The following is a 24,662-nucleotide window of genomic DNA, read 5'->3' on the forward strand; positions in this document are numbered from 1 at the left end:
AGGCGGCTTCTGTGCCTTCGGGCCATGCGTCCGCACCCGTCTGCCGCGTCAGCTTCGCCCGATGTCCGGAGCGCTGCACACCTATCGCAAGGTCATCGCCTTCACCGGGCCCGCACTCCCCGTCGTCTCCTTCCTGGGCAGGCAACCGCTACCGCAACCGCTCACGCCGGGCGTTGCAGCACCGCCAGGCTCCGGCCCACCAAGGTGATCCGCTCACCGGCTGTCACCTTGGGGCCCTCGCCCGGCGGTACCCCTTCCGGGCGGCCGGTGTCCACCACCACCTGCCACTGCCTGCCGTGGTTGACCGGGACCAGGAAGTCGATGACGTCGGCGCTCGCGTTGAACATCAGCAGAAAGGAGTCGTCAGCGATCCGCTCGCCGCGCGGGCCGGGTTCGGAGATCGCGTTGCCGTTGAGGAACACGGTGAGGGCCTTGGCACTGGCCGCCTGCCAGTCCTGCTGTGTCATCTCCTCACCCTCCGGGGTGAACCAGGCGATGTCGGACAGCTCGTCGTGCGTGCCCTGCACCGGCCGGCCGTGGAAGAAGCGGCGGCGGCGGAAGACCGGGTGGTCGCGCCGCAGCCACACCATCGTCCGGGTGAAGGCCAGCAGCGTTCCCTCCGTGTCGCCGCCCGCGTCGGGCCACTTCACCCAGGTCAGCTCGCTGTCCTGGCAGTAGGCGTTGTTGTTGCCGTGCTGGGTGCGGGCGAACTCGTCGCCATGGCTGAGCATCGGCACGCCCTGCGAGAGCATCAGCGTGGCGATGAAGTTGCGCATCTGGCGCTCGCGCAGCTCCAGGACCGCCTCGTCGTCCGTGTCGCCCTCGGCGCCGCAGTTCCACGAGCGGTTGTGGCTCTCGCCGTCCCGGTTGCCCTCCTTGTTGGCCTCGTTGTGCTTGTCGTTGTACGAGACGAGGTCGTGCAGGGTGAATCCGTCGTGGCAGGTGTGGAAGTTGATGGAGGCCAGCGGCCGCCGGCCGTCGTCCTGGTAGAGGTCGGAGGAGCCGGTGAGCCGTCCGGCGAACTCGGCGAGCGTACGCGGCTCGCCGCGCCACAAGTCCCGTACCGTGTCGCGGAACTTGCCGTTCCACTCGGTCCACAGCGGCGGGAAGTTGCCCACCTGGTAGCCGCCCTCGCCGACGTCCCAGGGCTCGGCGATCAGCTTGACCTGGCTCACCACCGGGTCCTGCTGCACCAGGTCGAAGAACGAGGACAGCCGGTCCACCTCGTGGAACTGCCGCGCCAGCGTCGCCGCGAGGTCGAAGCGGAAGCCGTCCACATGCATCTCGGTGACCCAGTACCGCAGTGAGTCCATGATCAGCTGGAGGACGTGCGGGGAGCGCATCAGGAGGGAGTTCCCGGTGCCGGTGGTGTCCTCGTAGTAGCGCGGGTCCTCGGCCAGGCGGTAGTACTGCGCGTTGTCCAGGCCCCGGAAGGAGAGCGTGGGGCCCAGGTGGTTGCCCTCCGCCGTGTGGTTGTAGACGACGTCGAGGATGACCTCGATGCCCGCCTGGTGCAGCGCCCGTACGGCCTGCTTGAACTCCAGGACCTGCTGGCCCCGGTCGCCCCAGGAGGCATAGGCGTTGTGCGGGGCGAAGAATCCGATCGTGTTGTAACCCCAGTAGTTGGACATCCCCTCGTCCGCCAGCCGGTGGTCGTTGACGAACTGGTGCACCGGCATCAACTCCAGAGCGGTGACGCCCAGTTCCGTCAGATGTCCGATGACGGCCGGGTGCGCCAGCGCCGCGTAGGTGCCGCGCATCTCCTGGGGGAGCGCCGGATGGAGCATGGTCAGGCCCTTCACATGGGCCTCGTAGAGCACGGTCCGGTGGTACTCGGTGCGCGGCGGCCGGTCGTCCCCCCAGTCGAAGTACGGGTTGACCACGACGGATGTCATGGTGTGCGGCGCCGAGTCCATGTCGTTGCGGGCCTCGGGGCGGTCGAAGTAGTAGCCGTACACCGCCTCGCCCCATTCGACGCTGCCGCTGACCGCGCGCGCGTAGGGGTCGAGAAGCAGCTTCGCCGAGTTGCAGCGGTGTCCTTTGTGCGGCTCGTACGGGCCGTGCACACGGAAGCCGTAGCGCTGGCCGGGCATCACTCCGGGCAGATAGGCGTGCCGTACGAACGCGTCGCTCTCGCGCAGCTCCACCGCCGTCTCCGAGCCGTCGTCGTGCAGCAGGCACAACTCGATCCGGCGGGCGGCCTCCGAGAAGACCGCGAAGTTGGTCCCGGCGCCGTCGTACGTGGCGCCGAGTGGGTACGCCTGTCCCGGCCACACCTGCATGGGCAAGACTCTTCCACTTCTGATCCGGGTACTGAGGGGCACTTGACGCAGATCCTTCCGGAAAAGACGGCCGTCCCATAGGACGCCGGAGTGCTCCGGAGGGTGATCCGCGGGCGGGGACCCAGGTCGGGGGCGGTGGCACCCGAGGTGATCCGGACGGCATTCGCGGCCCGATCCGGCCATCGGACGGGGGCGGCGGCGGTCCCGGCCCTGGTGGAACCGCTATGAATCCGCTCACTCCCCCCGAAGCGGGTCCGGGGAACGCGTCGGGTCAACACGGCAGTTGAGAAACCAGCCTCTCCATCCGGCTGCACCGCCTCCCGCTCCCGGAGTACTCTTCCTTGATCGTTGGAGGGGGACCGGAAGGCGGTGCGCGGGTGAGCTCGGGAGGGCTGGAGCTTCCCCCTGGTGACGCCAGTCACGAGGGAGAGTCCGGCGACATCCCGCCCGGGGCGGTCTCCCTCGCACGGCCGGTGGAGATCGGGGCGGAACTGGACTGGGGCGCGGACGCCTGGAGCGAGGTGCGTACGCGCGCGCAGCGGGCCGGACGTGCCTACATCTGGCTGAATCTGGTGGAACAGCGGCTGCGGGCGGTGGTGGCCGCGGTGCTCCGGCCCATCTACGAACCGGTCCACGGTGACGACTGGGTGGTCGCGGCGGCGGGCCCGGCGGGGCAGGAGTGGGTGCAGCGGGCCGTCGCCGTGCGGGAGGTCTCGCGCCGCAAGGGCTATCTGCTCGACCCGGCCGACGACAACGTGCTGAGCTTCCTCACACTGCCGCAGCTGCGCGAGCTGATGGTGCAGCACTGGCCGTGCTTCGAGCCGTACGTGGACGACCGGCGCGATGTCGAACTCGCCCTGGACGAGCTGGAGGTCGCGCGCAACGTGGTCTCCCGCAACCGTGCGCTCAACGAGGCGGTCCTGGCCCAGGCCGAGCGGGCCTCGGCCCGGCTGCTCGACGTCCTGGGCGGCGGATCCGGGGCGCCCGCCGCCCACCGGCTGCCCATCGACGCGGTCGAGGACCTGGTCGGCGACCGGTACGCCGACGTGGTCTCGGTCCACTCCGACCGGGTGCGGCTGCAGCGCCAGCTTCCGGCCGAGGACCTGTTCAGCAACGCCCGCCGCCTCGACGCGATAGGCATCGGGCTGAACCTGCTGGTCCAGAACTACTCGGGCCGCCGGCTGGTCCGGCTCGCCGAGTCGGGCTGCCGTGTCCGGCTGCTCTTCCTCAACCCGGCGAGCAGCGCGGTCAAGCGGCGCGAGCGCGAACTGGGTCTGAAGAAGGGCGAGCTGAGCCGTTCGGTCGAGATGAACATCCTGCACATGCGGCGGGTGCGCGCCCGGCTGTGCGACCCCGGGGCCTTCGAGATCCAGGTCTTCGACGAGACACCGCGCTTCACGGCGTATCTGGTCGACGGGGACGGCACGGACGGACTCGCCGTGGTGCAGTCGTACTTGCGGCGGGCGCGCGGGATGGAGGCGCCGGTTCTGGTGTTGCGCGGGGGCGCGCGGCGCGGTGTCGTGCGCCCGGATCACGATGATGAAAACGGGCTTTTCCAGACATATCGCGAGGAGTTCGAGTCGGTGTGGGCCGACTCCCGGCCCGTCTCCTGAGCCGTGGTCGGGCGGTCCGGGACCCCGATGTCAGTGGTGCGTGCGAGGCTGGTCGTCAACTGGGGGAGAGCACCACAAGGGAGGGCCAACATGGGGTGGCACCATGCACCGCTGGTCGGATTCGATCTGGAGACGACCGGTACGGACCCGCTGGAAGCGCGGATCGTGACGGCGGCGATCGTCGGCGTCCGCGAGGGCGAGGCGGTCCGGCAGCGCAGCTGGCTGGCCGATCCCGGGATCCGTATCCCGGCCCAGGCCTCGGCGATCCACGGCATCAGCAACGAGCGGGCGACCGCGGAGGGCCGCCCGGTGCGCGAGGTGGCCGACGAGATAGCCGAGACGATCACGGGGTACTGGGCGCAGGGCGTGCCGATCGTGGCGTACAACGCGGCCTTCGACCTCACGCTGCTCGCCGCCGAGCTCCAGCGGCACGGGCTGCCGTCGCTCACCGACCGCCTCGGGGGCGCGGGAACGGGCCCGGTCGTCGACCCGTACACCATCGACCGCGCGGTCGACCGGTACCGCAAGGGCAAGCGGACGCTGGAGGCGGTCTGCGTCGAGTACGGCGTGGTGCTCGACGGCGCCCACGAGGCGGGCGCGGACGCGCTGGCGGCGGTCCGGGTGGCCGTCGCGATAGCCGACCGCCACCCGCAGGTGGCCGGGCTGCCTCCGGCGGAGCTGCACGACCGGCAGGTCCAGTGGTACGCGGAGTGGGCCGCCGACTTCCAGCGGTTCCTGCGCAGGAAGGGCACGCCGGACGCGACGGTCGACCCGGCCTGGCCGATACGGGAGTTGACCCCGGCAAGGGGCTGACACGGGTATCGGCGGGCCGCGGGCGAACCCCGGCGGCGAGCACTGGCCGCGCGGCGCTCAGAACGGGTACCAGCGCACCTCGGTGTCCCCGTCCCGCAGCGAGGCGACCCGGCGGCGGAACTCGTCGAGGGCCTTGGGGTTGGCCGGGGCGTGCTGGGCGACCCAGGCGCAGCTGGCCGTCTCCCGGGCGCCGCGCAGCACCGCGCACCCGTCCCACTCCCGCACGTCCCAGCCGTACGCCTCGACGAACGCGTCGTACTGCTCGGTCGGCATTCCATAGCGGTCCCGGGACAGCGCCATGACCACCAGGTCGTGCTCGCGGAAGTCAGCGGAGAAGGTCTCCAGGTCGACCAGGACCGGGCCGTCGGGGCCGATGTGGACGTTGCGCGGCAGCGCGTCGCCGTGGATCGGGCCGAGGGGGAGACGGGGGGTGAGCGCGGCGGCCGCGTCGGCGAAGCCGTCCCGGCGGGCCCGCAGATAGGCCGCGTCGGCGGGGTCGATGGCGTCCCCGGCGAGGCGCAGCCAGCGCTCGACTCCGCCGAGCAGTTCACGCGGGGGCAGGGTGAACGGGGGCGAGGGAAGGGAGTGGACGAGCCGCAGCAGTGCGGCGAGGTCGCGCGGCCCGGCGGGGCGGAGCGCGGCGGGCAGGCGGTGCCAGACCGTCACCGGGTGCCCGGCCACCAGCCGGGGCGCGGTCTCGGCGGCTCGCACGGCAGGGACGCCGCACTCCGCTAGCCAGCCCGCGATGGCCACTTCGCGCTCCGCGCGCGCGAGGAGCTCGGGGTGGTGGGTGGAGTCCCGGCCGACCTTGACCACCAGGTCGCCCACGGCGAAGACCGCGTTCTCGCCGAGCGCCAGCAGTTCCGGGTGGCCGCCGCCGGCGGTCGCCGGGCCGGCCGTCGCCCCGCCCGCGGTCGCCCTGCCCGCGGTCGCCGTGCCGAGCCCCGCCGCGGCCAGCACCTCGCGCGCCCGTGCCTCGTCCACTGTTGTCTCCCGGTGATCGTTCCGTACCGCTCAAGTCTCGCACCCGAACGGGTGATCCAAAAAAGCTTGCACGAGACGTCTCGTCTTGTTTACGGTCACTGCATGAGCGAATCGAAGCGTGCCCACATCGCCATGTTCTCCATCGCCGCCCACGGGCATGTGAACCCGAGCCTTGAGGTCATCCGGGAACTCGTCTCCCGTGGGCACCGCGTGAGTTACGCGATCCCCGCGTCCTTCGCCGACAAGGTCGCCCGGACCGGCGCCGAGCCGGTGATCTACCGATCGACCCTGCCGACGGAGGAGCACCCCGAGGCGTGGGGGACCGAACTGATCGACAACATCGAGCCGTTCCTCGACGACGCCATCCAGGCATTTCCGCAGCTGGCGGAGGCCTTCGACGACGACCGGCCCGACGTCGTCATCAGCGACATCACCTCGTACCCGGCCCCGGTGCTCGCCCACCGCTGGGGTGTCCCGTATCTCCAGCTCTCACCGAACCTCGTGGCATGGGAGGGATACGAGGAGGAGGTGGCGGACCCGATGTTCGCCGAGCTCCGTGCCTCCGAGCGGGGCAAGGCCTACTACGCCCGGTACCGGGCGTGGTTGGACGAGCACGGGATGGACCACACCGACCCCGACCGGCTCGTCGGCCGCCCGGCCCGGTCGCTCGTCCTGATCCCTCGCGTGCTCCAGCCGCACGCCGACCGGGTCGACGACTCCGTCTACACCTTCGTCGGCGCCTGCCAGGGCGACCGGGCCGAACAGGGCGAGTGGCAGCGGCCGGCCGGGGTCGAGAAGGTGCTCCTGGTCTCCCTCGGCTCCACCTTCACCAAGCAGCCGGGCTTCTACCGGGAGTGCGTGAAGGCCTTCGGGGACCTGCCCGGGTGGCATGTGGTGCTGCAGATAGGCAAGTTCGTCGACGTCTCCGAGATCGGCGAGGTCCCGGCCAATGTGGAGGTGCACCACTGGGTGCCGCAGCTGGCGGTCCTGCGTCAGGCCGACGCGTTCATCACGCACGCGGGCGCGGGCGGCAGCCAGGAGGGGCTGGCCACCGCGACGCCGATGGTGGCGGTCCCGCAGGCCGTCGACCAGTTCGGCAACGCGGACATGCTCCAGTCGCTCGGCGTCGCCCGGCATGTACCGATGGAGGAAGCCACGGCCCAGACCCTGCGCGCCGCGGTCCTGGCTCTGGTCGACGACCCCGAGGTGGCCGAGCGGGCACAGGCGGTGCGCCGGGCGATGGCGGACGAGGGCGGCACCCGCCGGGCGGCGGACCTGATCGAGGCGGAGTTGCGGGGGTGACGGGGTCGCGGGCCGGGCGGGTTGCGGTGACCCGACCCGACCCGACCCGACCCGAGCTGGCGGCGGACCCCAACGGCCCCAACATCCCAACGGCCCCGACCAGCTGGGATCCCGGACGACGTGGCAGCGCCCCCGCACCCCCCAACGGCCAGGAGCCCGGGGAATCCTGCTCCCCGAGCCCCTGCCCGTAACGCCCGTAGTACTCGTGACACCCCGACGGGTCAGACGTGGGCCACCCGGTCCCGGTCCTCGTCGCCGTAGGGAGTGACCGTCGGCGGCACCGCGACGGACTCGTCGTGGGTCATGTCCGGCAGCCAGCGCAGCCACTTCGGCAGGTACCAGTTGCGCTCGTCCAGCAGGGCCATGACCGCCGGGAGCAGTACACCCCGGATGATCGTGGCGTCGATCAGTACGGCGGTGGCGAGGCCCACGCCCATCTGCTTCATGGACTGCATCGACAGCGTGCCGAAGATCGCGAACACCGCCACCATGATGATCGCCGCACTCGTCACCACGCCCGCCGTCGTCACCACACCGTGCTGGATCGCGTCGCGGGTGGTGCGGCCCTGGAGCTTGGCCTCCCGGATCCGCGACACCACGAACACGTGGTAGTCCATCGACAGGCCGAACAGGATCACGAAGAGGAAGAGCGGCAGCCAGGACACGATCGCGCCGACACCTGCGGCGCCCACCAGCGAGGCGCCCCAGCCGTGCTGGAAGACAGCGGTCAGGATGCCGTACGCGGCGCCCACCGAAAGGAGGTTGAGCACGATCGAGGTGATGGCGATCGTCAGCGAGCGGAAGCAGAGCAGCATCAGCAGGAAGGCGAAGACCACGACGAAGGCGAAGACCGGGGTCACCGCGCCGACGATGCGGGCGTTGAAGTCCTTGGAGCCGGCGACCTGACCGGTGATCGGCGCGTCCAGGCCGTGCACCTTGCCCAGGGTGTCCGGGCGGACGTGGTCGCGGAGCAGGTTCAGGCTCTTCTCCGCCTTCTTCTGGTCGGAGCCGCCGATCAGCGGGACATCGACGACGGCGACGTTCTCGGCGTTGTGCACGGTGACCTTCACCGGGCCGTCCGAGGCGCCCCGGCTGATCGCCTGCGTACGGAAGTCGGCGATGGCCTGCTTGACCTCCGGGGCGTTGATGTCGGCGGCCTTGATCACCACGTTGGCCGGGCTGGCGCCGCCGGGGAACGTCTCGTTGACCCGGTCGTAGGTGCCGACGATCGGCAGCGAGTTGCCGAACTCCTGGTCCAGCGTGAGGTTCTGGGTGTGCATGCCGACCGCCGGAACGGCGATCGCGATGAGCGCACCGGCGGCGATCACGAGGGCCGCCTTGGGGCGGCGCAGTACGGCGCCGAGGACCGCGCGCCAGATCCGGCTCTCGCCATTGCGGTCGCGCTCGCGCTTGCCGCGCTTGATGCGGTTGAGGAACGGCAGCCGGCCCTTCTCGACGCGCTCGCCGAGCAGTGACAGCAGGGCGGGCAGCACGGTCACGGAGCCGACCATCGCCACCGCGACGACCATCAGGGAGGCCAGACCCATCGCCTCGAACTCGGCGAGCCCGGTGAAGAGCATGCCCGCCATGGCGACACAGACGGTCACACCGGAGACGATGATCGCGCGTCCACTGGTCGCGGCCGCGATGCGCAGCGCCGTCTGGGCGTCGCGGCCGGCGGCGCGCTCCTCGCGTTCGCGGCGCAGATAGAAGAGGCAGTAGTCGACGCCGACGGCGAGACCGACCAGGAGCATCACGGAGTTGGCGGTGTCGCTCATCGCCTGGAGGTGGCTGACGATGGCCATCAGACCCATGGTGGCGATGATCGCCGTGAGCGCCAGGGCGACCGGGAGCAGCGCCGCGACCAGGGCGCCGAAGGCGATGAGCAGGATGCCGAGGGCGACGGGCACCGCCGAGTACTCGGCCTTCTTGAAGTCGTCACCGAAGGCGTCCTTGAACGTCTTGCCCATGCTGGCGCTGCCGATCTCCTCGATCCGCAGCCCCTGGTGCTCGCCCTGCACCTTCTTCACCGCGTCGAGTACGGGAGCTATTCGCTCGGGCGCGGTGTCGGCGTCGCCGCGCACGTCGAACTGGACCAGCGCGCTGCGGCCGTCCTTGGAGAGGGTCTTCGCGGTGTACGGCGAGGTCACCTTGGTCACCTGACCGGTGCCGTCGACCGCCTTGATCACGGCGTCGACGGCGGAGCGGAACGCCGGGTCGGTCGCCTTCGTCGTGCTGTCGGTCGCCTGGATGAAGACGGTTTCGCCGGCCGGTTCCTTGAGACCCGCGTCATCGATGATCTTCTGCGCCTGGCCGACCTCGCCGGGGAGCTGGTTGTCCTTGACGTTGACCCGTCCGGTCGCCGAGCCGATGCCCATGGCGAGGACGACGAAGAGCACCCAGATCACCACTGCCGCCCAGCGGTGCCGGGCGCTCCAGCCGCCGGCCCGCGCGGCCACGCCGCGCACTCTTGTGACCCCATTGACCATGACGAGCAAGCCCCCCTGTCGAGCGGTGGCAGCCTCTCGCCGCCATCCCCCTACGACGTTAGGGGCACTATCCGGCCGTCTCGTCGTGCTTCTCGGTGAACCGGTGGCCCGGTATCTACTCCTTGCGGTGGGGGGGAATCCCCTAGAAGTCGGATTGAAGCCCCTTACACGTAAAGCCGATTGAGGAGGACGTTCCGGTTCCGTATCAACACAGAGTATCCACCAAGCCTGCACAAGGCCCGAGTTGCCCCGGCCTGGCCGAATTTTTATTACGAAGCCTTGTTGCCTAAGTCACAGCTGCCTGGAGCCCTTGATCTGTGCTCATCAATCGGCAAGGGTTTCGAGGCAGCCCCGGAAACTTTCCGTCCGGTAAGCAAACCCCCCACAAAGAATGACGAGGAGAACCCTCTTCATGGCAACTCACAAGCGCAAAAGCCGTCTTAAGCTCACTGCCGCGATAACCGCCGTGGCGGCCGCGGCCGGAGTGACGGTCATGACGTCCGAGCTCGCCGGCGCCGCGCCGGCCGAGGGCACGGTCTACGGGCTCGACGCCAAGGGCGCCATCGACGGAAGCTACATCGTCCTCATGGACGGGCAGGCTTCCCCGGACGCCAAGAAGAAGCTCGCCGACGAGTACGGCGGCAAGCTCCAGCGCGACTACTCGGCGGTCAACGGCTTCTCCGCCAGCGGGCTTTCGGAGAAGGATGCCAAGCGGCTGGCCGCCGACCCGGCCGTCGGCAAGGTCGTCCAGAACAAGAAGTTCCACATCGAGGCCACGCAGGCCAACCCGCCGTCCTGGGGGCTGGACCGGATCGACCAGGCCGAGACCGCCGGTGACGGCAAGTACACCTACCCGGACAGCGCGGGCGACGGTGTCACCGCGTATGTCATCGACACCGGCGTCCGGATCAGCCACAAGGACTTCGGCGGCCGTGCCTCGTACGGCTTCAACGCGGTGGACAACAACGACAAGGCCGACGACGGCAACGGCCACGGCACGCACGTGGCCGGCACCATCGCCGGAGCCGCGCACGGTGTCGCCAAGAAGGCGAAGATCGTCGCCGTCCGCGTCCTCGACAACCAGGGCTCCGGCAGCACCGACCAGGTCGTCGCGGGCATCGACTGGGTCACCAAGAACCACAAGGGCCCCTCGGTCGCCAATATGAGCCTCGGCGGCTCGGCCGACCCGGCGCTGGACGCGGCCGTGCAGAAGGCGATCGCCTCCGGTGTCACCTTCGCCGTGGCGGCGGGCAACGAGTCCACCGACGCGGGCCAGGGCTCGCCGGCCCGGGTGCCGGAGGCGATCACCGTGGCCTCCTCCACCAAGGACGACAAGCAGTCCGACTTCTCCAACTTCGGCTCCGTCGTGGACCTCTACGCCCCCGGCTCGGACATCACCTCCGACTGGAACACCGACGACAACGCCACCAAGACCATCTCGGGCACGTCCATGGCGACCCCGCACGTGGTCGGCGCGGCGGCCGTCTACCTCGCGGGCCACAAGGACGCCACCCCGGCCCAGGTCTCGGCGGCGCTCACCGGTGGCGCCACCCCGGACAAGATCTCCAACCCGGGCGCGGGAACCCCGAACAAGCTGCTGAAGATCGTCGAGTAACCGTTCCCCGGCAGACGTGACCGGCGGTCCCCGTGCCATCCCCCACGAGGCACGGGGGCCGTCCTATCGTGTGCGCATGACGACGATGTACGCCGCACTGCTGCGCGGTATCAATGTGGGCGGCGCCAAGAAGGTCCCGATGGCGGAGCTCAGAACGCTGCTGGGCGAGCTGGGCCACGGCGCCGTACGCACCTATCTGAACAGCGGGAACGCCGTCTTCAGCAGCGAGTCCGACGACACGGACGCGCTCGCCGCCGACCTGGAGCGGGCCATCGCGAAGCGCTTCGGCTTCGAGGTCGCCTGCATAGTGCGCACCGGCAGCTATCTGAAGGCCGTCGCCGACTCCTGCCCCTTTCCCGCCGAGGAGCTTGAGGGCAAGCAGCTGCACGCCACGTTCTTCTCCGGCCCGGCCGAGCCGGAGCGCTTCGCGGGGATCGACCCGAAGGCGTTCGCGCCCGAGGAGTTCCGGCTGGGCGACCAGGTCCTCTACCTCTACGCGCCCGACGGGCTCGGCAGGTCCAAGCTGGCGGAGGCGCTGAACAAGCCGTCCGTCCTCAAGGGCATCGACGCCACCTCCCGCAACTGGAACACCGTGAAGGCGCTCGTGGAGATGACCCATGGCTGAGCCCACGCCGTCCGCGGATCCCGAGCCCGAGCCCGCCCACGCCGACGGGTTCACCCCGGCCGTGGACGCCGCCATCGAGGGCGAGCTGCGGCTGCTCGACCCCGATGTCCGCGCCTCGCCCGAGCTGATGGGGGCGTATCTGCATCCGGAGTTCACCGAGTTCGGCGCGTCCGGGCGGCGGTGGGACCGGGCGTCGATCCTCGCCGTGCCCGCGAGTGAGGTCACCAACTGGGTCCGCCCTGTCACCACCTCCCATATGAACGGGGTGCAGCTCGCCCCCGACCTGGTGCATCTGACCTTCGACACCGAGTACAACGGACAGCTCGCCCACCGGAGTTCCCTGTGGCGGCACACGGATGCGGGGTGGCTGCTCTACTTCCATCAGGCGACGCCGTTCGGCCGGTCCGATCCGGAGGATCCGGGTCCCGAAGTGGCCCAGTCCGGCGATGCGTAAATGGCCCGTACGTCCGCGCCATTGTGCGGCTACGGTCTATCCATGAACACCACGGACAACACCGCCACCACCGTCGACTTCTACTTCGACCCCGCCTGCCCGTTCGCCTGGATCACCTCCCGTTGGATGCTGGAGGTCGAGCCGCACCGGAACATCGACCTTCGGTTCCGGGTGATGAGCCTGTATCTGCACAACATCGGCAATGAACTCCCGGACTGGTACCGGGAATTGGTCGACAACTCGATACGGCCGGTCCGGGTGGCGGTCGCGGCCGCGCAGGCGCACGGGGACGGGGTGCTGCGGGATCTCTACACCGCGTTCGGCACGCGGATCCATCAGCAGAAGAACAAGGACTTCGACGCGGTCATCGCCGAATCCCTCGCGGAGCTGGGCCTGCCCGCCGAGCTCGCCGACGCCGCGTACGACCCGGCGTACGACGAGTCGGTCCGCGCCAGCCACGACGCGGGCAAGGACCCGGAGGCGGACGGGTATGTCGGTACGCCGACCATGCACCTGGACGGCACGGTCTACTTCGGGCCCGTGCTGAGCTCGATCCCGCGCGGTGAGGAGGCGGCGCGCCTCTTCGACAGCTTCCGGGTCATCGCGGGGTACCCGGACTTCTTCGAGCTGAAGCGCACCCGTACGGGGTCTTTGAACTTCGACTGACGCTCGGTGGCCCCGCGCCCCTCGCGGGGCGCCTCACCCCGCCTTCTCCCCCCGCCACTCCCCGTCCCGCTGTGCCCAGCGCACCGCGGGGCGGATGCCGAGGCCCGCCGCCGCGAACAGGGCGGCCAGGAACGCCCAGCCCGCGAAGCCGTGGCCCACCGCCGTGACCGTGACCAGGGCCGGGCCAGCCATCATCGCGGCGGCCGCGCCCGAGCTGAACACGCCCTGGTAGACGCCGTGGGCGCGGGAGTCGGCGAGTTCGTAGCCCAGGGTCCAGCCGCCCGCCGAGGACAGCACCTCGCCGAACACCTGGATCACCGAGCCCGCCGCGAGCACGGCCACCGCCCACATCGGGGAGAGCCCGGCGGACAGGGCGAAGACCACACAGGCCGCGCCCAGCAGCAGCCCCGCCCGGCCCATCGCCCGTACCGATCCCGCCACGTCCGAGACGCCCCGGGTGGCGCGCACCTGGAGCAGCGCCACCAGCACGCAGTTGACGATCATCACCAGCGCGACCGTCCAGCGCGGGGCCTCGGTGTTCTCGGCGATCCACAGCGGCATGCCGACCTCAAGGAGGCTGAACTGGAGCATCGTGACGGCGTTGAGCATGGTCACCGTCAGATACGGCAGGTCGCGGACCGCCCGCCAGCGGCTCCCGGCCGGGGTGTCGGCCTTGCCGTCCGCGCCGCGCGCTGCCGTGGCGGCCTCGTTGAGCGGCAGCGTACGGACGAGAACGGCGGGGAGCACGAAGGTCGCCGCGTCGAAGAGGATCAGGGCGACATAGGCGCCCCGGGTGTCGAGCTGGAGGGCCACCGCGCCGATCGCGCCGCCCAGGCCCATCGCCACGTTGGTGACCATCCGCAGATAGCCGCGCGCCTCGACCCGGGTCGCGGCGGGCAGGACGTCCGCGAAGAGCGCGCCCTTTACGCCCCAGCCGGCCTGGTTGAGCGCACCGAAGCACACGGCCGCCACCAGGAAGCCCGCGTACCCGTGGACCAGGGAGTACCCGGCCATCGCCACTCCGCTGCCCAGCCACAGCACCGCGATCACCCGGCGGCTGCCCCAGCGGTCCGAGGCGCGCCCGGCCGGGATGCCGGCCGCGACGCCGAACAGCCCGGCGATGGTCAGGCCGAAGCCGACCTGGGTCGCCCCGATGCCGCAGATGCGGGTGAAGTAGAGCACGCTGACCGGGAAGAAGAGGCCGTTGCCGAAGGAGTTGAGGCCGGTCATCAGAGCGAGGCGGCGCAGCGCCGGCTCGGTGGGCAGGACGGCGGATCCGGCCGTGGAGCGGGGGCGGGTCCCCGTGGTGGCGGTCATGCGGCCACTCAACCCGCTGTGTACAGGCCAGGGGCATTCATTTAGTCTCCGGCTAAAGGGTCGGGGCGCGGGGGGCGGCCGGGAGTGATCGAGTTCAGGTTCGGTGTGGGGGATCTGGCCAGTACGTCGTTCGCGTACTCGCCCTTCCAGGAGACGGTCTTCTCGCTGTGGGGCTGGTGGGACGTCTCCCGGTTCCCGCATCAGCGGCCGTGGCTGCGTCGGCTGAGGCCGTCGTACGAGCGTCAGGACACCGAGCTGTTCGCCGCGCTCATCGCCCCGCACGGCTTCATCCCGGACTTCCTCACGCCTCGGCCGGAGCGGGTACGGCCGTCGTTCGCCGAGCAGTTGGCGCAGTTGCGGGCCACGCCGCTTGAGGTGATCGAGCCGGACTTCCGGCGTACGTTCGGCCCTGATGCGGAGCTCCCGCCGGTCATCGGCGAAGGGCTCGCCGACCCGGCCGCCCTTCTGGAGCGGATCGCCTCGGCGTTCGACCAGTACTGGCACGAATGCCTCGCCCCCGACTGGTGGCCCAGGGTCAGGGCGGTCCTGGAGGCCGATCTCGCGCATCAGTCACGGGTGCTGGCCGAGCAGGGGGCGGCCGGGCTCTTCTCGGACCTCGACAAGCGGCTGACCTGGCGCGCCGGCGTGCTGCGGCTGCGGCACCCGGTCCCGGACAAGTGGCCCGCGGCCGATATCCAGGTGGCCGGCCGGGGCATGGTGCTGATCCCGACGACGTTCGCGCGCGGCGCCATGACCACCGTCGACGCCACCCTTCCGCCGGTGCTCAACTACCCGGCGCACGGCCGGGGAACGCTCTGCGAGACACCGCCGCCGGTCAGTGACCGCGCCCTGGTCCGGCTGCTCGGCCCGGCCCGGGCGCGCCTGCTGACCCTGCTCACGGAACCGGCCACCACCACCGAGCTCGCCCGCCGCCTCGATGTCACCCCGGGCGCGGTGAGCCAGCACCTGTCCGTGCTCTACGACGCGGGGCTGCTGCACCGGGCCCGGCGCGGCCGGGGCGTGGAGTACGCGCGCACGGCGCTCGGGGAGGAACTGGTCAGGGGGTGAAGCCGTGGTGGGCGGCCTTGCACCGTCCGGCCGCACGCGTGCGGCGGCAGCCACCGAGCGCCGCCGGACCGCCCGCCCGCTCCCGCAGCCGCACGGTCAGGCGCTGAGTGTCTGCGGGCGCCGCCCCCGCAGCCGTGCCTCGTCGTACCGTACGAGCAGCAGCCGGGCCACCTCCGGGGCCGCGCCCAGGACATCGGCCAGGACGTCCGCGTCCTCGGCGCCCCGGGCGATGCGGTCCGGCAGGAAGCCGGGGGCGATGACGTACGGGGCGACGGCGACCTTTCGTACACCCATCGCCTTCAGTTCCCGTACGGCGTCCTGCGTACGGGGCAGAGCAGCGGAGGCGAACGCAGGTCGCACGGCGCACCAACCGGTGTGCCGCAGCTCCCGCGCGATTTCAGCGATCACTGCGATCGCCTCCGGGTCGGTGGAGCCCGCCGAGGCCAGGACGAGCCCGGTCGAGCGCTTGTCGGCGGGGGCGAGCCCCGCCCGCCCGAAGGCCTCGTCCAGCCGCCGCTCCAGCGTCGCGAGCAGCAGCGGGGAGGGGCCGAGGACATCGGCGAGCGCGATGTCGAGGCGCGCCGGGGCCTGGTCGAGCACGGCCGGGATGTCGGCCTTGGCGTGGAAGGCGCGGGTCAGCAGCAGCGGCAGCGCCACCACGTCCCGTACCCCTTCGAAGGCGAGACGTTCCAGCACCTGCGGTACGGCCGGTGCGTTGAAGTCCAGGAAGCCGGTCTCCACGCGCACCCCCGGCCGCAGCGACCGCACCCGCCGCACCAGGGCGTGCACGGTCGCCGCGTGCCGCGGATCACGGCTGCCGTGGGCGATGACGAGGAGGACCGGGGCGGACATCGGGATCAGCCCTTCACCAGGAGACCGCGGCTGCGCAGCACATAGCGCTCCAGCGGGCTGAAGATCAGCAGGTCGATGGCGATGCCGACGGCCAGGATGAGGAAGATGGCGAGGAAGACGCCCGGCATGTCGGAGTTGTTGCGGCCGTTCTCCAGCAACTGGCCGAGCCCCAGGCCGAGATCGGGCGACGAGGCGATGATCTCGGCGGCCATCAGGGAACGCCAGGAGAACGCCCAGCCCTGCTTCAGACCCGCCAGATAGCCGGGCAGGGCGGCGGGCATCACGATGTGCCAGGTGCCGCGCAGCCCCGTGGCGCCCAGGGTGCGGCCCGCGCGCAGGAAGAGCGGCGGGACCTGGTCGACGCCGGAGACCAGACCGTTGGCGATCGACGGCACCGCGCCGAGCAGGATCACCGCGTACATCATCGAGTTGTTGAGCCCCAGCCAGATCACCGCCGGGGGCACCCAGGCCACCGACGGCAGCGACTGGAGTCCGGACAGGATCGGGCCGATCGCCGCGCGGACGAACTTCACCCGGGCCACGATCAGACCCAGCGGGGTGCCGATCGCCAGCGCGAGCAGGAAGCCGAGCAGACCGCGCGAAATGCTGGTCCACACGATGTCGAGCAGGGTGCCCTGGAGCCACAGGTCCCGCAGGCCCGACCAGACAGCGGACGGCGAGGGCAGCTTGGTGTCGTCGGTGACCTTCGCCCACACCAGGCCCTGCCAGACCACCAGGACGAGCGCGATCGCGGTCAGCGGCGGCAGCACCTTCTTGAGCAGCACCTCGCGCACGGGCGTGCGGTGCCACTGCACGGTGTCCAGCGCGTCGAGACCCGCCTCCAGACCCGCGAGGTCGTCGCGGGTCCCGGAGTCCTGGGCCTCGCGGTCCGGGGACTCCTCGACCGTGTCGGTCTCAGTGCTGGCCATGGCGGCGGATCTCCCCACGCAGTTGTTCGGTGATCTCTACGGAGAGCTCCGCGACGGCGGAGTCCTCGATGCGGCGCGGCTGCGGAATGTCCACGGTCCACTGGTGGGCCACCCGGCCGGGCCGGGACGAGAGCAGTACCACGCGCTGGGCGAGCCGGACGGCTTCGCGCACGTTGTGCGTGACGAACAGGACCGACAGGTTCGTCTCGCGCCAGATGCGGGTCAGCTCGTCGTGCAGCACGTCGCGGGTGATCGCGTCGAGGGCCGCGAACGGCTCGTCCATCAGCAGCAGTTGGCTGTCCTGGGCGATCGCGCGGGCCATCGCCACCCGCTGGCGCATACCGCCGGACAGCTCGTGCACCCGCTTGCCGTACGCGCCGTTCAGTCGCACCAGCTCAAGCAGCTCCTCGGCGCGGGTGCGCCGCTCCGCCTTGGCCACGCCCCGCAGGCGCAGCGCCAGCTCGATGTTCTTGCCCGCCGTCAGCCACGGGAACAGCGCGTGCTCCTGGAACATCAGGGCGGGCCTGCCGCCGGGCGTCTCGATCGATCCCGAGGTCGGCTTGTCGAGCCCGGCGACCAGGTTGAGCAGGGTCGACTTGCCGCACCCGGAGGCTCCCAGGAGGGTGACGAACTCGCCCGGCGCGACATCGAGGGTGATGTCGTCGAGCACGAGCTGCGGGCCGGCCGGTCCGGAGAAGGACTTCGATACGTGTCCGATCCGGGCGGCGTACTGGACCGTCTCGCGGTCCTCGGCCTTGGCGAGGGCTGTGGCCATGGTCGTCACCTCCTGGGAACTGGTGCGGTTGCGGACTTACTTGGGGCCGAAACCGGCGTCGGCGACCTGGGGCCGGCCCAGGGACTTGAGGACCTTGTTGAGCGGGGCCAGGTCGTAGATGCCGTCCAGGTCGGGCTTCTTGAGCAGACCGGCCTTGACCGCGTGGTCGGCCTCAAGGCCGAGGGTGGCGGCCAGCGGGTCGTCGGTGGTCTTGATGGACTGCCACGCCGGGTCGAGGACGTTCGCCGGGAGCGCCTTGCCGCTGAGGGTCTTCAGGGCGGTGTTGGCGGACGCCTTGGCCTTGTCCGGGTTGGCCGTGATCCACTCGTTGGTCTTCACCGAGCCCCGCAGCACCGCCTCGACGACGTCCGGGTGGGCCTTGAGGAACTTCTGCGACACGATGACGTTCGTGATCACGAACTCCTTGTCGGCCCACAGGTCCGCCTCGTCCAGCAGCACCTTGGCGCCCTGCGAGACCAGCTTGGACGCGGTCGGCTCCGGCACCCAGGCCCCGTCGATGGAGCCGGACTTGTAGGCGTCCGGGGTGATCTTGTTGTCCGTACGGACGACGGAGACGTCGCCCTTGCCGCTCTGGGCGTCGACCTTCCAGCCCTTGCTCGCGATCCAGTTGAGGAGGGCCACGTCCTGCGTGTTGCCGAGCTGCGGGGTGGCGATCTTCTTGCCCTTGACGTCGTCCAGGGACTTGATCTTTTCCGGGTTCACCACCAGCTTCACCCCGCCCGAGGCGGAACCGGCGATGATGCGCAGGTTCTGGCCCTTGGACTTGGTGTACCCGTTGACCGACGGGGAGGGGCCGATCCAGCCGATGTCGATCGCACCGGCGTTGAGCGCCTCGATCTCCGAGGGGCCCGCGTTGAAGGTGGAGGTCTTCAGCTGTGTGCCGCCCAGCTCCTTCTGGAACAAGCCCTCCTGGACGCCGACGAGCGCGGTGGAGTGGGTGAGGTTCGGGAAGTAGCCGATCTTCACGCTGTCGGCCGAGAGCTTCTTGCCGTCGGCGACGGCCCCGGCGTTCTGGCCGTCGGACTTCTTCTCGGAGCCGTAGCTGCACGCGGCCAGCGTGCCGAGGAGCACGGGGAGAGCGGCGGCGGCGACCACGCCGCGGCGCAGGAGCTGGGAGCGGATGGCAGGCACGGGAGGGTTCCTCTCGTTGGCCCGGCGGTCAACTACCCCTGGGGGCAAGGGTATTGGCCGGGAAGTCGGCGGGTCTTCGTCTTCGTCTGAAACGGCGGTGCGGGTGGAGCCGCTGGGCGCGCGAGCGGTGCGCGTACGTCATCGCGCACATCGCCCGACCCCGCCCTGTCCGCTGCCGAGGGCGCCGCTGCCGACGCGGCCGCCCTCCTTGGCGAACGTGGCGTACACGTCGGCCATCAGAAGTCCCACCCGTCCTCGTCCGCCGCGACCGTCGCCTTGGCCGTCGCGAACGACTCGCCGGCCATGCCGGCCGTGAGCGTGGTGCCGTCCGCCGGGTCGATCAGCAGGAAGGAGCCGGTGCGGCGCGAGTCGGCGTACGCGTCGAGCGCCACCGGCTCGGCGGTGCGGATCCGCACCCGGCCGATGTCGTTGGCGACGAGCAGGCCGGGCTCGGGGTGCTGGGAGAGGTCGTCCAGGGTGAGCCGGGACGGGATCTCCTTGACGATCGCCTTGACCGTCCGGGTGGTGTGCTTGAGCAGGACGCGCTGGCCCACCGTGAGCGGCTGGTCGGCGACATGGCAGACGGTCGCCGCCACGTCCTGGGTGGTCGCGGGCGCGTCCCCGCTCGGCACGATCAGATCGCCGCGCGAGATGTCGACGTCGTCCTCAAGGAGCAGCGTCACCGACTGCGGCGTCCAGGCGACGTCCACGGGCTCGCCGAGCAGATCGATCCCGGACACCGTGGTCGTACGGCCCGAGGGCAGCACGGTCACGGACTCGCCGACGCGGAACGTGCCGGCCGCGATCTGGCCCGCGTAGCCCCGGTAGTCGGGGTGCTCGGCGGTCTGCGGGCGGATCACGTACTGCACGGGGAGGCGGGCGTGGCAGCCGGTGAGGTCATGGCTGACCGGGACCGTCTCCAGGTGCTCCAGGACGGTGGGGCCGCCGTACCAGTCCATGTGGGCGGACGGCTCCACCACGTTGTCGCCGGCGAGCGCCGAGATCGGGATCGCGGTGATCTCCGGGACGCCCAGCTCGCCCGCGTACGCGGTGAACTCCTCGGCGATCGCCGCGAAGACCTTCTCCTCGTACCCGACCAGGTCCATCTTGTTGACCGCGAGCACCACGTGCGGGACGCGCAGCAGGGCGGCGACCGCGGCGTGCCGCCGGGTCTGCTCGACGACGCCGTTGCGGGCGTCGACCAGGACCAGGGCGAGGTCGGCGGTGGAGGCGCCGGTCACCATGTTCCGGGTGTACTGCACATGCCCGGGGGTGTCGGCCAGGATGAACCGGCGCCGGGGCGTGGCGAAGTAGCGGTAGGCGACGTCGATGGTGATGCCCTGCTCGCGCTCGGCCCGCAGGCCGTCGGTGAGCAGCGCCAGGTCGGGGGCGTCCTGGCCGCGCCTGGCGGAGGCGGCCTCGACGGCCTCCAGCTGGTCGGTGAGGACCGACTTGGAGTCGTGCAGGAGCCGGCCCACCAGGGTGGACTTGCCGTCGTCGACGGACCCGGCGGTCGCGAAGCGCAGCAGGGTGGTGGCCGAGAGCTCGGCCAGCTCGGCCGACTGCTCGGTGGTGCTGGTCATTTAGAAGTACCCCTCGCGCTTGCGGTCTTCCATCGCGGCCTCGGACATCTTGTCGTCGGCGCGCGTCGCCCCGCGCTCGGTGAGCCGGGAGGCGGCGATCTCGGCGATCACGGCGTCGAGCGTCGTCGCGTCGGAGTCGACGGCGCCGGTGCAGGACATGTCGCCGACCGTGCGGTAGCGCACCAGGCGCTTCTCCACGTGCTCGCCGGACTTGGGCCCGCCCCACTCGCCCGCGGTCAGCCACATGCCGGAGCGCTGGAACACCTCGCGCTCGTGCGCGAAGTAGATCTCGGGCAGCTCGATCTCCTCGCGGGCGATGTACTGCCACACGTCCAGCTCGGTCCAGTTGGAGAGCGGGAAGACCCGGACGTGCTCGCCCGGCGCGTGCCGGCCGTTGTAGAGCTGCCACAGCTCGGGGCGCTGGCGGCGCGGGTCCCACTGGGAGAACTCGTCCCGCAGCGAGAACACCCGCTCCTTGGCGCGCGCCTTCTCCTCGTCGCGCCGCCCGCCGCCGAACACGGCGTCGAAGCGGTGCTGCTGGATGGCCTCGGTCAGCGGCACGGTCTGCAGCGGATTGCGCGTCCCGTCGGGACGTTCGCGCAGCACACCGCGGTCAATGTAGTCCTGTACGGAGGCCACATGCAGGCGCAGCCCATGTGCGGCGATCACACGGTCGCGGTACTCAAGGACCTCGGGGAAGTTGTGTCCCGTGTCCACATGCAGCAGCCTGAAGGGGATCGCCGCGGGGGCGAACGCCTTCAGCGCCAGATGCAGCATGACGATCGAGTCCTTGCCACCGGAGAAGAGGATCACCGGCCGCTCGAACTCGCCCGCCACCTCGCGGAAGATGTGCACCGCCTCGGACTCCAGGGCGTCGAGGTGGCTGAGCGCGTACGGGCTGTCGGTGCCCTCGGCCAGGGCGGCGGCGGTCGTCGTCATGCGAGACCCCTCTCGGTGAGCAGTGCGTGGAGCGCGGCGGCGGACTCGTGGACGCTCTGCTGGTGCGACTCGATCCGCAGGTCGGGCGACTCGGGCGCCTCATAGGGGTCGTCGACCCCGGTGAGACCGCTGATCTCGCCGGCCGCCTGCTTGGCGTACAGACCCTTCACATCGCGTACGGAGCAGACCTCCACCGGGGTGGCGACATGCACCTCCAGATAGGGCGTGCCCTCGCTCCGGTGGCGCTTGCGGACCGCGTCGCGGCTGTCGGCGTAGGGGGCGATCACCGGCACCAGCGCCTTGACGCCGTGCGAGGCGAGCACCTCGGCGACGAAGCCGATGCGCTGCACATTGGTGTGCCGGTCCTCGCGGCTGAAGCCGAGGCCCGCCGAGAGGAACTCGCGGATCTCGTCGCCGTCGAGCACCTCGACCCGGTGGCCCTCCGCGCGCAGCCGCCCCGCCAGCTCGTACGCGAGGGTGGTCTTGCCCGCGCTGGGCAGCCCGGTGAGCCACACGGTGGCTCCGGTGGTGGTGGCCGCGGTGCCGGCGCCGCTCACGTGGTTCTCCTGAGTGTTCGTCATCCGTGCAGCCCGCACTCGGTCTTGTCGCGTCCGGCCCAGCGTCCGGACCGCACGTCCTCGCCCTCGGCGACGCGGCGGGTGCAGGGCGCGCAGCCGATGGACGGGTAGCCGTCCATGAGCAGCAGGTTGGTGATCACGCCGTGCTCCGCGACGTACGCGTCCACGTCGTGCTGCGTCCAGCGGGCGATCGGCGAGACCTTGACCTTCTGCCGCTTCTCGTCCCAGCCGACCACCGGGGTGTTCGCCCGGGACGGGGACTCGTCGCGGCGCAGCCCCGTGGCCCACGCCGCGTACGAGGCCAGGCCCTCTTCGAGCGGCTTGACCTTGCGCAGGGCGCAGCACAGGTCCGGATCGCGGTCGTGCAGCCTCGGGCCGTACTCGGCGTCCTGCTCGGCCACGGTCTGACGCGGGGTCAGCGTGATGACGTTGACGTCCAGGACGGCGGCGACCGCGTCCCGGGTGCCGATGGTCTCCGGGAAGTGGTAGCCGGTGTCCAGGAACACCACGTCCACGCCGGGCATCGCGCGCGAGGCGAGATGGGCGACGACCGCGTCCTCCATCGAGGAGGTGACGCAGAAGCGCTTGCCGAAGGTGTCGGCCGCCCAGCGCAGGATCTCCGGCGCGGACGCCTCTTCGAGGTCCCGCCCGGCCTGCTCGGCGAGCGCCTTCAGCTCGTCGGCCGACAGCTCCCTTGCCTGAGTGGTCGTCATATCTCTTCCCTTCCACCGTCGTTGAGTCGAAGACCCCGGGCGAGGAGCCCGAGGAACTTCAACTGGAATGCGCGGTTGCAGCTCGCGCATTCCCACGCCCCGTGGCCCTCCTCGGACGGCCGGAGGTCCTCGTCGCCGCAGTACGGGCAGTAGAAGGGCGCCGCTCGCTCGCTCACGACAGGGCCTCCTCGCTGGCGCGCGCGGCCCAGGTGGCGAACCGCTCGCCGGTCTCGCGCTCCGCCTCGAAGCGCTTGAGGACCCGCTCGACGTAGTCCGGCAGCTCGGCCGAAGTGACCTTCAGGCCGCGGACCTTGCGGCCGAAGCCCGCCTCCAGGCCGAGCGCGCCGCCCAGGTGCACCTGGTAGCCCTCGACCTGGTTGCCCTCGTCGTCGAGCACCAGCTGGCCCTTGAGGCCGATGTCCGCGACCTGGATACGGGCGCAGGCGTTCGGGCAGCCGTTGAGGTTGATGGTGATCGGCTCGTCGAAGTCCGGGATGCGGCGCTCCAGTTCGTCGATGAGCGCGGCGCCGCGCGCCTTGGTCTCGACGATCGCCAGCTTGCAGTACTCGATCCCGGTGCAGGCCATGGTGCCCCGGCGGAACGGCGACGGCCGGGCGGTCAGGTCCAGCGCCTGAAGGGCCTCGACCAGCGACTCGACCTGCGTCTCCTCGATGTCGAGGACGATCATCTTCTGCTCGACCGTGGTACGGACCCGGCCCGAGCCATGGGCCTCCGCGACCTCGGCGATCTTCGTCAGCATGGCGCCGTCGACGCGGCCGACGCGCGGGGCGAAGCCGACGTAGAAACGGCCGTCCCGCTGCCGGTGCACGCCGACGTGGTCGCGCCAGCGCTGCGTGGGCTCGGCGGGCGCGGGGCCGTCCACCAGGGCGCGCTTGAGGTACTCGTCCTCCAGGATCCGGCGGAATTTCTCCGGGCCCCAGTCCGCGACCAGGAACTTCAGCCGGGCCCTGGTGCGCAGGCGCCGGTAGCCGTAGTCGCGGAAGATGCCGATCACGCCCGCCCAGACGTCCGGCACCTCCTCCAGCGGGACCCAGGCGCCGAGCCGGACGCCGATCTTCGGGTTGGTGGACAGACCGCCGCCGACCCACAGGTCGAAGCCCGGCCCGTGCTCGGGGTGCTCGACGCCGACGAACGCGATGTCGTTGATCTCGTGCACCACGTCGAGCAGCGGTGAACCGGAGATCGCGGACTTGAACTTGCGCGGCAGGTTGGAGAATTCCTTGCTGCCGATGTACCGCCGCTGGATCTCGTCGATGGCCCAGGTGCCGTCGATGATCTCGTCCTCGGCGATACCGGCGACCGGCGAGCCGATGACGACACGCGGGCAGTCGCCGCAGGCCTCGGTGGTGGACAGCCCGACGGCCTCCAGGCGGTCCCAGATCTCCGGGACGTCCTCGATGCGGATCCAGTGCAGCTGGATGTTCTGCCGGTCGGTGATGTCCGCGCTGCCGCGCGCGAACTCCTGGGAGATCTCGCCGATGACGCGCAGCTGCTGGGTGGTCAGCCGACCGCCGTCGATCCGCACCCGCAGCATGAAGTACTTGTCGTCCAGCTCCTCCGGCTCCAGGACCGCGGTCTTGCCACCGTCGATCCCGGGCTTGCGCTGGGTGTACAGACCCCACCAGCGCATACGTCCGCGCAGGTCATTGGGGTCGATGGAGTCAAAGCCGCGCTTGGAGTAAATCGTCTCAATACGTGTCCGCACATTGAGACCGTCGTCATCCTTCTTGAACTGCTCGTTCCCGTTCAGCGGCGTGAAGTGACCGACGGCCCACTGTCCTTCGCCACGGTGGCGTCCCGGCTTGCGCCGGGCAGTGGCGGGGGCGGGCTTATCAGGGGTGGCGGCCATGGGGATACGTCCTTCGGGACTGCAGGAGGGCGGCTCTGACCTG

Annotated in this window: 22 protein-coding genes; 8 read left to right on the forward strand and 14 right to left on the reverse strand. The window is 70.6% G+C overall.

Annotated elements, in window-relative coordinates:
• Window positions 1-161: 161 nt before the first annotated feature.
• Window positions 162-2,282, reverse strand: a complete 2,121-nt coding sequence (glgX, locus tag ACGFRG_RS14045; protein WP_393263802.1) for a glycogen debranching protein GlgX — start codon at window positions 2,280-2,282, stop codon at window positions 162-164.
• A gap of 377 nt (window positions 2,283-2,659) precedes the next feature.
• On the opposite strand from glgX, the gene ACGFRG_RS14050 reads away from it, so the two are divergent.
• Both ACGFRG_RS14050 and ACGFRG_RS14055 read left to right on the forward strand, forming a co-directional pair.
• On the forward strand, window positions 2,660-3,895 hold the full coding sequence (locus ACGFRG_RS14050) for an SAV2148 family HEPN domain-containing protein (RefSeq protein WP_393263804.1): 1,236 nt from the start codon (window positions 2,660-2,662) through the stop codon (window positions 3,893-3,895).
• Window positions 3,896-3,985: 90 nt separating this feature from the next.
• Window positions 3,986-4,708, forward strand: coding sequence for a 3'-5' exonuclease (locus tag ACGFRG_RS14055; protein WP_361424565.1), 723 nt, complete (start codon window positions 3,986-3,988; stop codon window positions 4,706-4,708).
• A 57-nt stretch (window positions 4,709-4,765) separates the two neighbouring features.
• Here the strand turns inward: ACGFRG_RS14055 and ACGFRG_RS14060 are convergent, their stop codons facing one another.
• Complete coding sequence (locus tag ACGFRG_RS14060; RefSeq protein ID WP_393263806.1) at window positions 4,766-5,692, reverse strand: phosphotransferase enzyme family protein; 927 nt, start codon at window positions 5,690-5,692, stop codon at window positions 4,766-4,768.
• Between the two features lie 102 nt (window positions 5,693-5,794).
• Between ACGFRG_RS14060 and mgt the strand changes: the two genes are divergently transcribed.
• Window positions 5,795-6,994, forward strand: coding sequence for a macrolide-inactivating glycosyltransferase (mgt, locus tag ACGFRG_RS14065; RefSeq protein ID WP_393263808.1), 1,200 nt, complete (start codon window positions 5,795-5,797; stop codon window positions 6,992-6,994).
• Between the two features lie 221 nt (window positions 6,995-7,215).
• Here mgt and ACGFRG_RS14070 read toward each other — a convergent pair whose 3' ends face one another.
• A complete protein-coding gene (locus ACGFRG_RS14070) occupies window positions 7,216-9,483 on the reverse strand; it encodes an MMPL family transporter (protein ID WP_361424571.1) in 2,268 nt (755 codons plus the stop codon).
• A 412-nt stretch (window positions 9,484-9,895) separates the two neighbouring features.
• Between ACGFRG_RS14070 and ACGFRG_RS14075 the strand changes: the two genes are divergently transcribed.
• From ACGFRG_RS14075 to ACGFRG_RS14090, 4 genes are all read left to right on the forward strand, one after another.
• Window positions 9,896-11,098, forward strand: coding sequence for a S8 family peptidase (locus ACGFRG_RS14075; protein ID WP_361424574.1), 1,203 nt, complete (start codon window positions 9,896-9,898; stop codon window positions 11,096-11,098).
• 76 nt (window positions 11,099-11,174) lie between these two features.
• Window positions 11,175-11,723 carry a DUF1697 domain-containing protein gene (locus tag ACGFRG_RS14080; RefSeq protein ID WP_393263811.1) on the forward strand — a complete coding sequence of 183 codons (549 nt, stop codon included), beginning with the start codon at window positions 11,175-11,177 and terminating at the stop codon, window positions 11,721-11,723.
• Window positions 11,716-12,177, forward strand: a complete 462-nt coding sequence (locus ACGFRG_RS14085) for a DUF4440 domain-containing protein (RefSeq protein WP_393263813.1) — start codon at window positions 11,716-11,718, stop codon at window positions 12,175-12,177. Before ACGFRG_RS14080 ends, ACGFRG_RS14085 begins: the two co-directional genes overlap by 8 nt.
• Window positions 12,178-12,219: 42 nt before the next feature.
• Window positions 12,220-12,843: a DsbA family protein gene (locus ACGFRG_RS14090; protein WP_361424583.1), complete on the forward strand. Its 624-nt coding sequence runs from the start codon at window positions 12,220-12,222 to the stop codon at window positions 12,841-12,843.
• A 33-nt stretch (window positions 12,844-12,876) separates the two neighbouring features.
• On the opposite strand, the gene ACGFRG_RS14095 is transcribed toward ACGFRG_RS14090, so the two are convergent.
• Complete coding sequence (locus ACGFRG_RS14095; protein WP_393263815.1) at window positions 12,877-14,160, reverse strand: MFS transporter; 1,284 nt, start codon at window positions 14,158-14,160, stop codon at window positions 12,877-12,879.
• Window positions 14,161-14,244: 84 nt separating this feature from the next.
• Between ACGFRG_RS14095 and ACGFRG_RS14100 the strand changes: the two genes are divergently transcribed.
• Window positions 14,245-15,228 (forward strand): DUF5937 family protein, encoded by a 984-nt coding sequence (locus ACGFRG_RS14100; RefSeq protein WP_361424589.1) that lies wholly within the window; start codon window positions 14,245-14,247, stop codon window positions 15,226-15,228.
• A 96-nt stretch (window positions 15,229-15,324) separates the two neighbouring features.
• Here ACGFRG_RS14100 and ACGFRG_RS14105 read toward each other — a convergent pair whose 3' ends face one another.
• The 10 genes from ACGFRG_RS14105 to ACGFRG_RS14150 form a co-directional block, all read right to left on the reverse strand.
• The gene (locus tag ACGFRG_RS14105) at window positions 15,325-16,080 is read right to left on the reverse strand and encodes a sirohydrochlorin chelatase (RefSeq protein ID WP_393263817.1); all 756 of its coding nucleotides are present in this window, start codon (window positions 16,078-16,080) and stop codon (window positions 15,325-15,327) included.
• A 5-nt stretch (window positions 16,081-16,085) separates the two neighbouring features.
• Window positions 16,086-17,009, reverse strand: coding sequence for an ABC transporter permease (locus tag ACGFRG_RS14110; RefSeq protein ID WP_361424595.1), 924 nt, complete (start codon window positions 17,007-17,009; stop codon window positions 16,086-16,088).
• The gene (locus ACGFRG_RS14115; RefSeq protein WP_393263819.1) at window positions 16,996-17,784 is read right to left on the reverse strand and encodes an ABC transporter ATP-binding protein; all 789 of its coding nucleotides are present in this window, start codon (window positions 17,782-17,784) and stop codon (window positions 16,996-16,998) included. Before ACGFRG_RS14115 ends, ACGFRG_RS14110 begins: the two co-directional genes overlap by 14 nt.
• Before the next feature lie 36 nt (window positions 17,785-17,820).
• Entirely contained in the window at window positions 17,821-18,936 is a 1,116-nt protein-coding gene (locus tag ACGFRG_RS14120) for an aliphatic sulfonate ABC transporter substrate-binding protein (protein WP_393263821.1), read from the reverse strand.
• A 236-nt stretch (window positions 18,937-19,172) separates the two neighbouring features.
• Complete coding sequence (locus ACGFRG_RS14125) at window positions 19,173-20,519, reverse strand: sulfate adenylyltransferase subunit 1 (RefSeq protein WP_393263823.1); 1,347 nt, start codon at window positions 20,517-20,519, stop codon at window positions 19,173-19,175.
• A complete protein-coding gene (cysD, locus tag ACGFRG_RS14130; RefSeq protein ID WP_393263825.1) occupies window positions 20,520-21,458 on the reverse strand; it encodes a sulfate adenylyltransferase subunit CysD in 939 nt (312 codons plus the stop codon). It lies immediately after the preceding gene.
• On the reverse strand, window positions 21,455-22,039 hold the full coding sequence (cysC, locus tag ACGFRG_RS14135; RefSeq protein ID WP_361424610.1) for an adenylyl-sulfate kinase: 585 nt from the start codon (window positions 22,037-22,039) through the stop codon (window positions 21,455-21,457). The genes cysD and cysC overlap by 4 nt, the downstream gene beginning before the upstream one ends.
• Window positions 22,036-22,749, reverse strand: coding sequence for a phosphoadenylyl-sulfate reductase (locus ACGFRG_RS14140; protein WP_393263827.1), 714 nt, complete (start codon window positions 22,747-22,749; stop codon window positions 22,036-22,038). Before ACGFRG_RS14140 ends, cysC begins: the two co-directional genes overlap by 4 nt.
• Window positions 22,746-22,925, reverse strand: coding sequence for a hypothetical protein (locus ACGFRG_RS14145; protein ID WP_361424616.1), 180 nt, complete (start codon window positions 22,923-22,925; stop codon window positions 22,746-22,748). The genes ACGFRG_RS14140 and ACGFRG_RS14145 overlap by 4 nt, the downstream gene beginning before the upstream one ends.
• Window positions 22,922-24,619, reverse strand: coding sequence for a nitrite/sulfite reductase (locus tag ACGFRG_RS14150; protein WP_361424619.1), 1,698 nt, complete (start codon window positions 24,617-24,619; stop codon window positions 22,922-22,924). Before ACGFRG_RS14150 ends, ACGFRG_RS14145 begins: the two co-directional genes overlap by 4 nt.
• Between the last annotated feature and the right edge of the window lie 43 nt (window positions 24,620-24,662).

Origin of the sequence: Streptomyces sp. NPDC048696 (genome assembly GCF_043198895.1) — a bacterium.
In the GTDB taxonomy this organism is placed as follows: domain Bacteria; phylum Actinomycetota; class Actinomycetes; order Streptomycetales; family Streptomycetaceae; genus Streptomyces.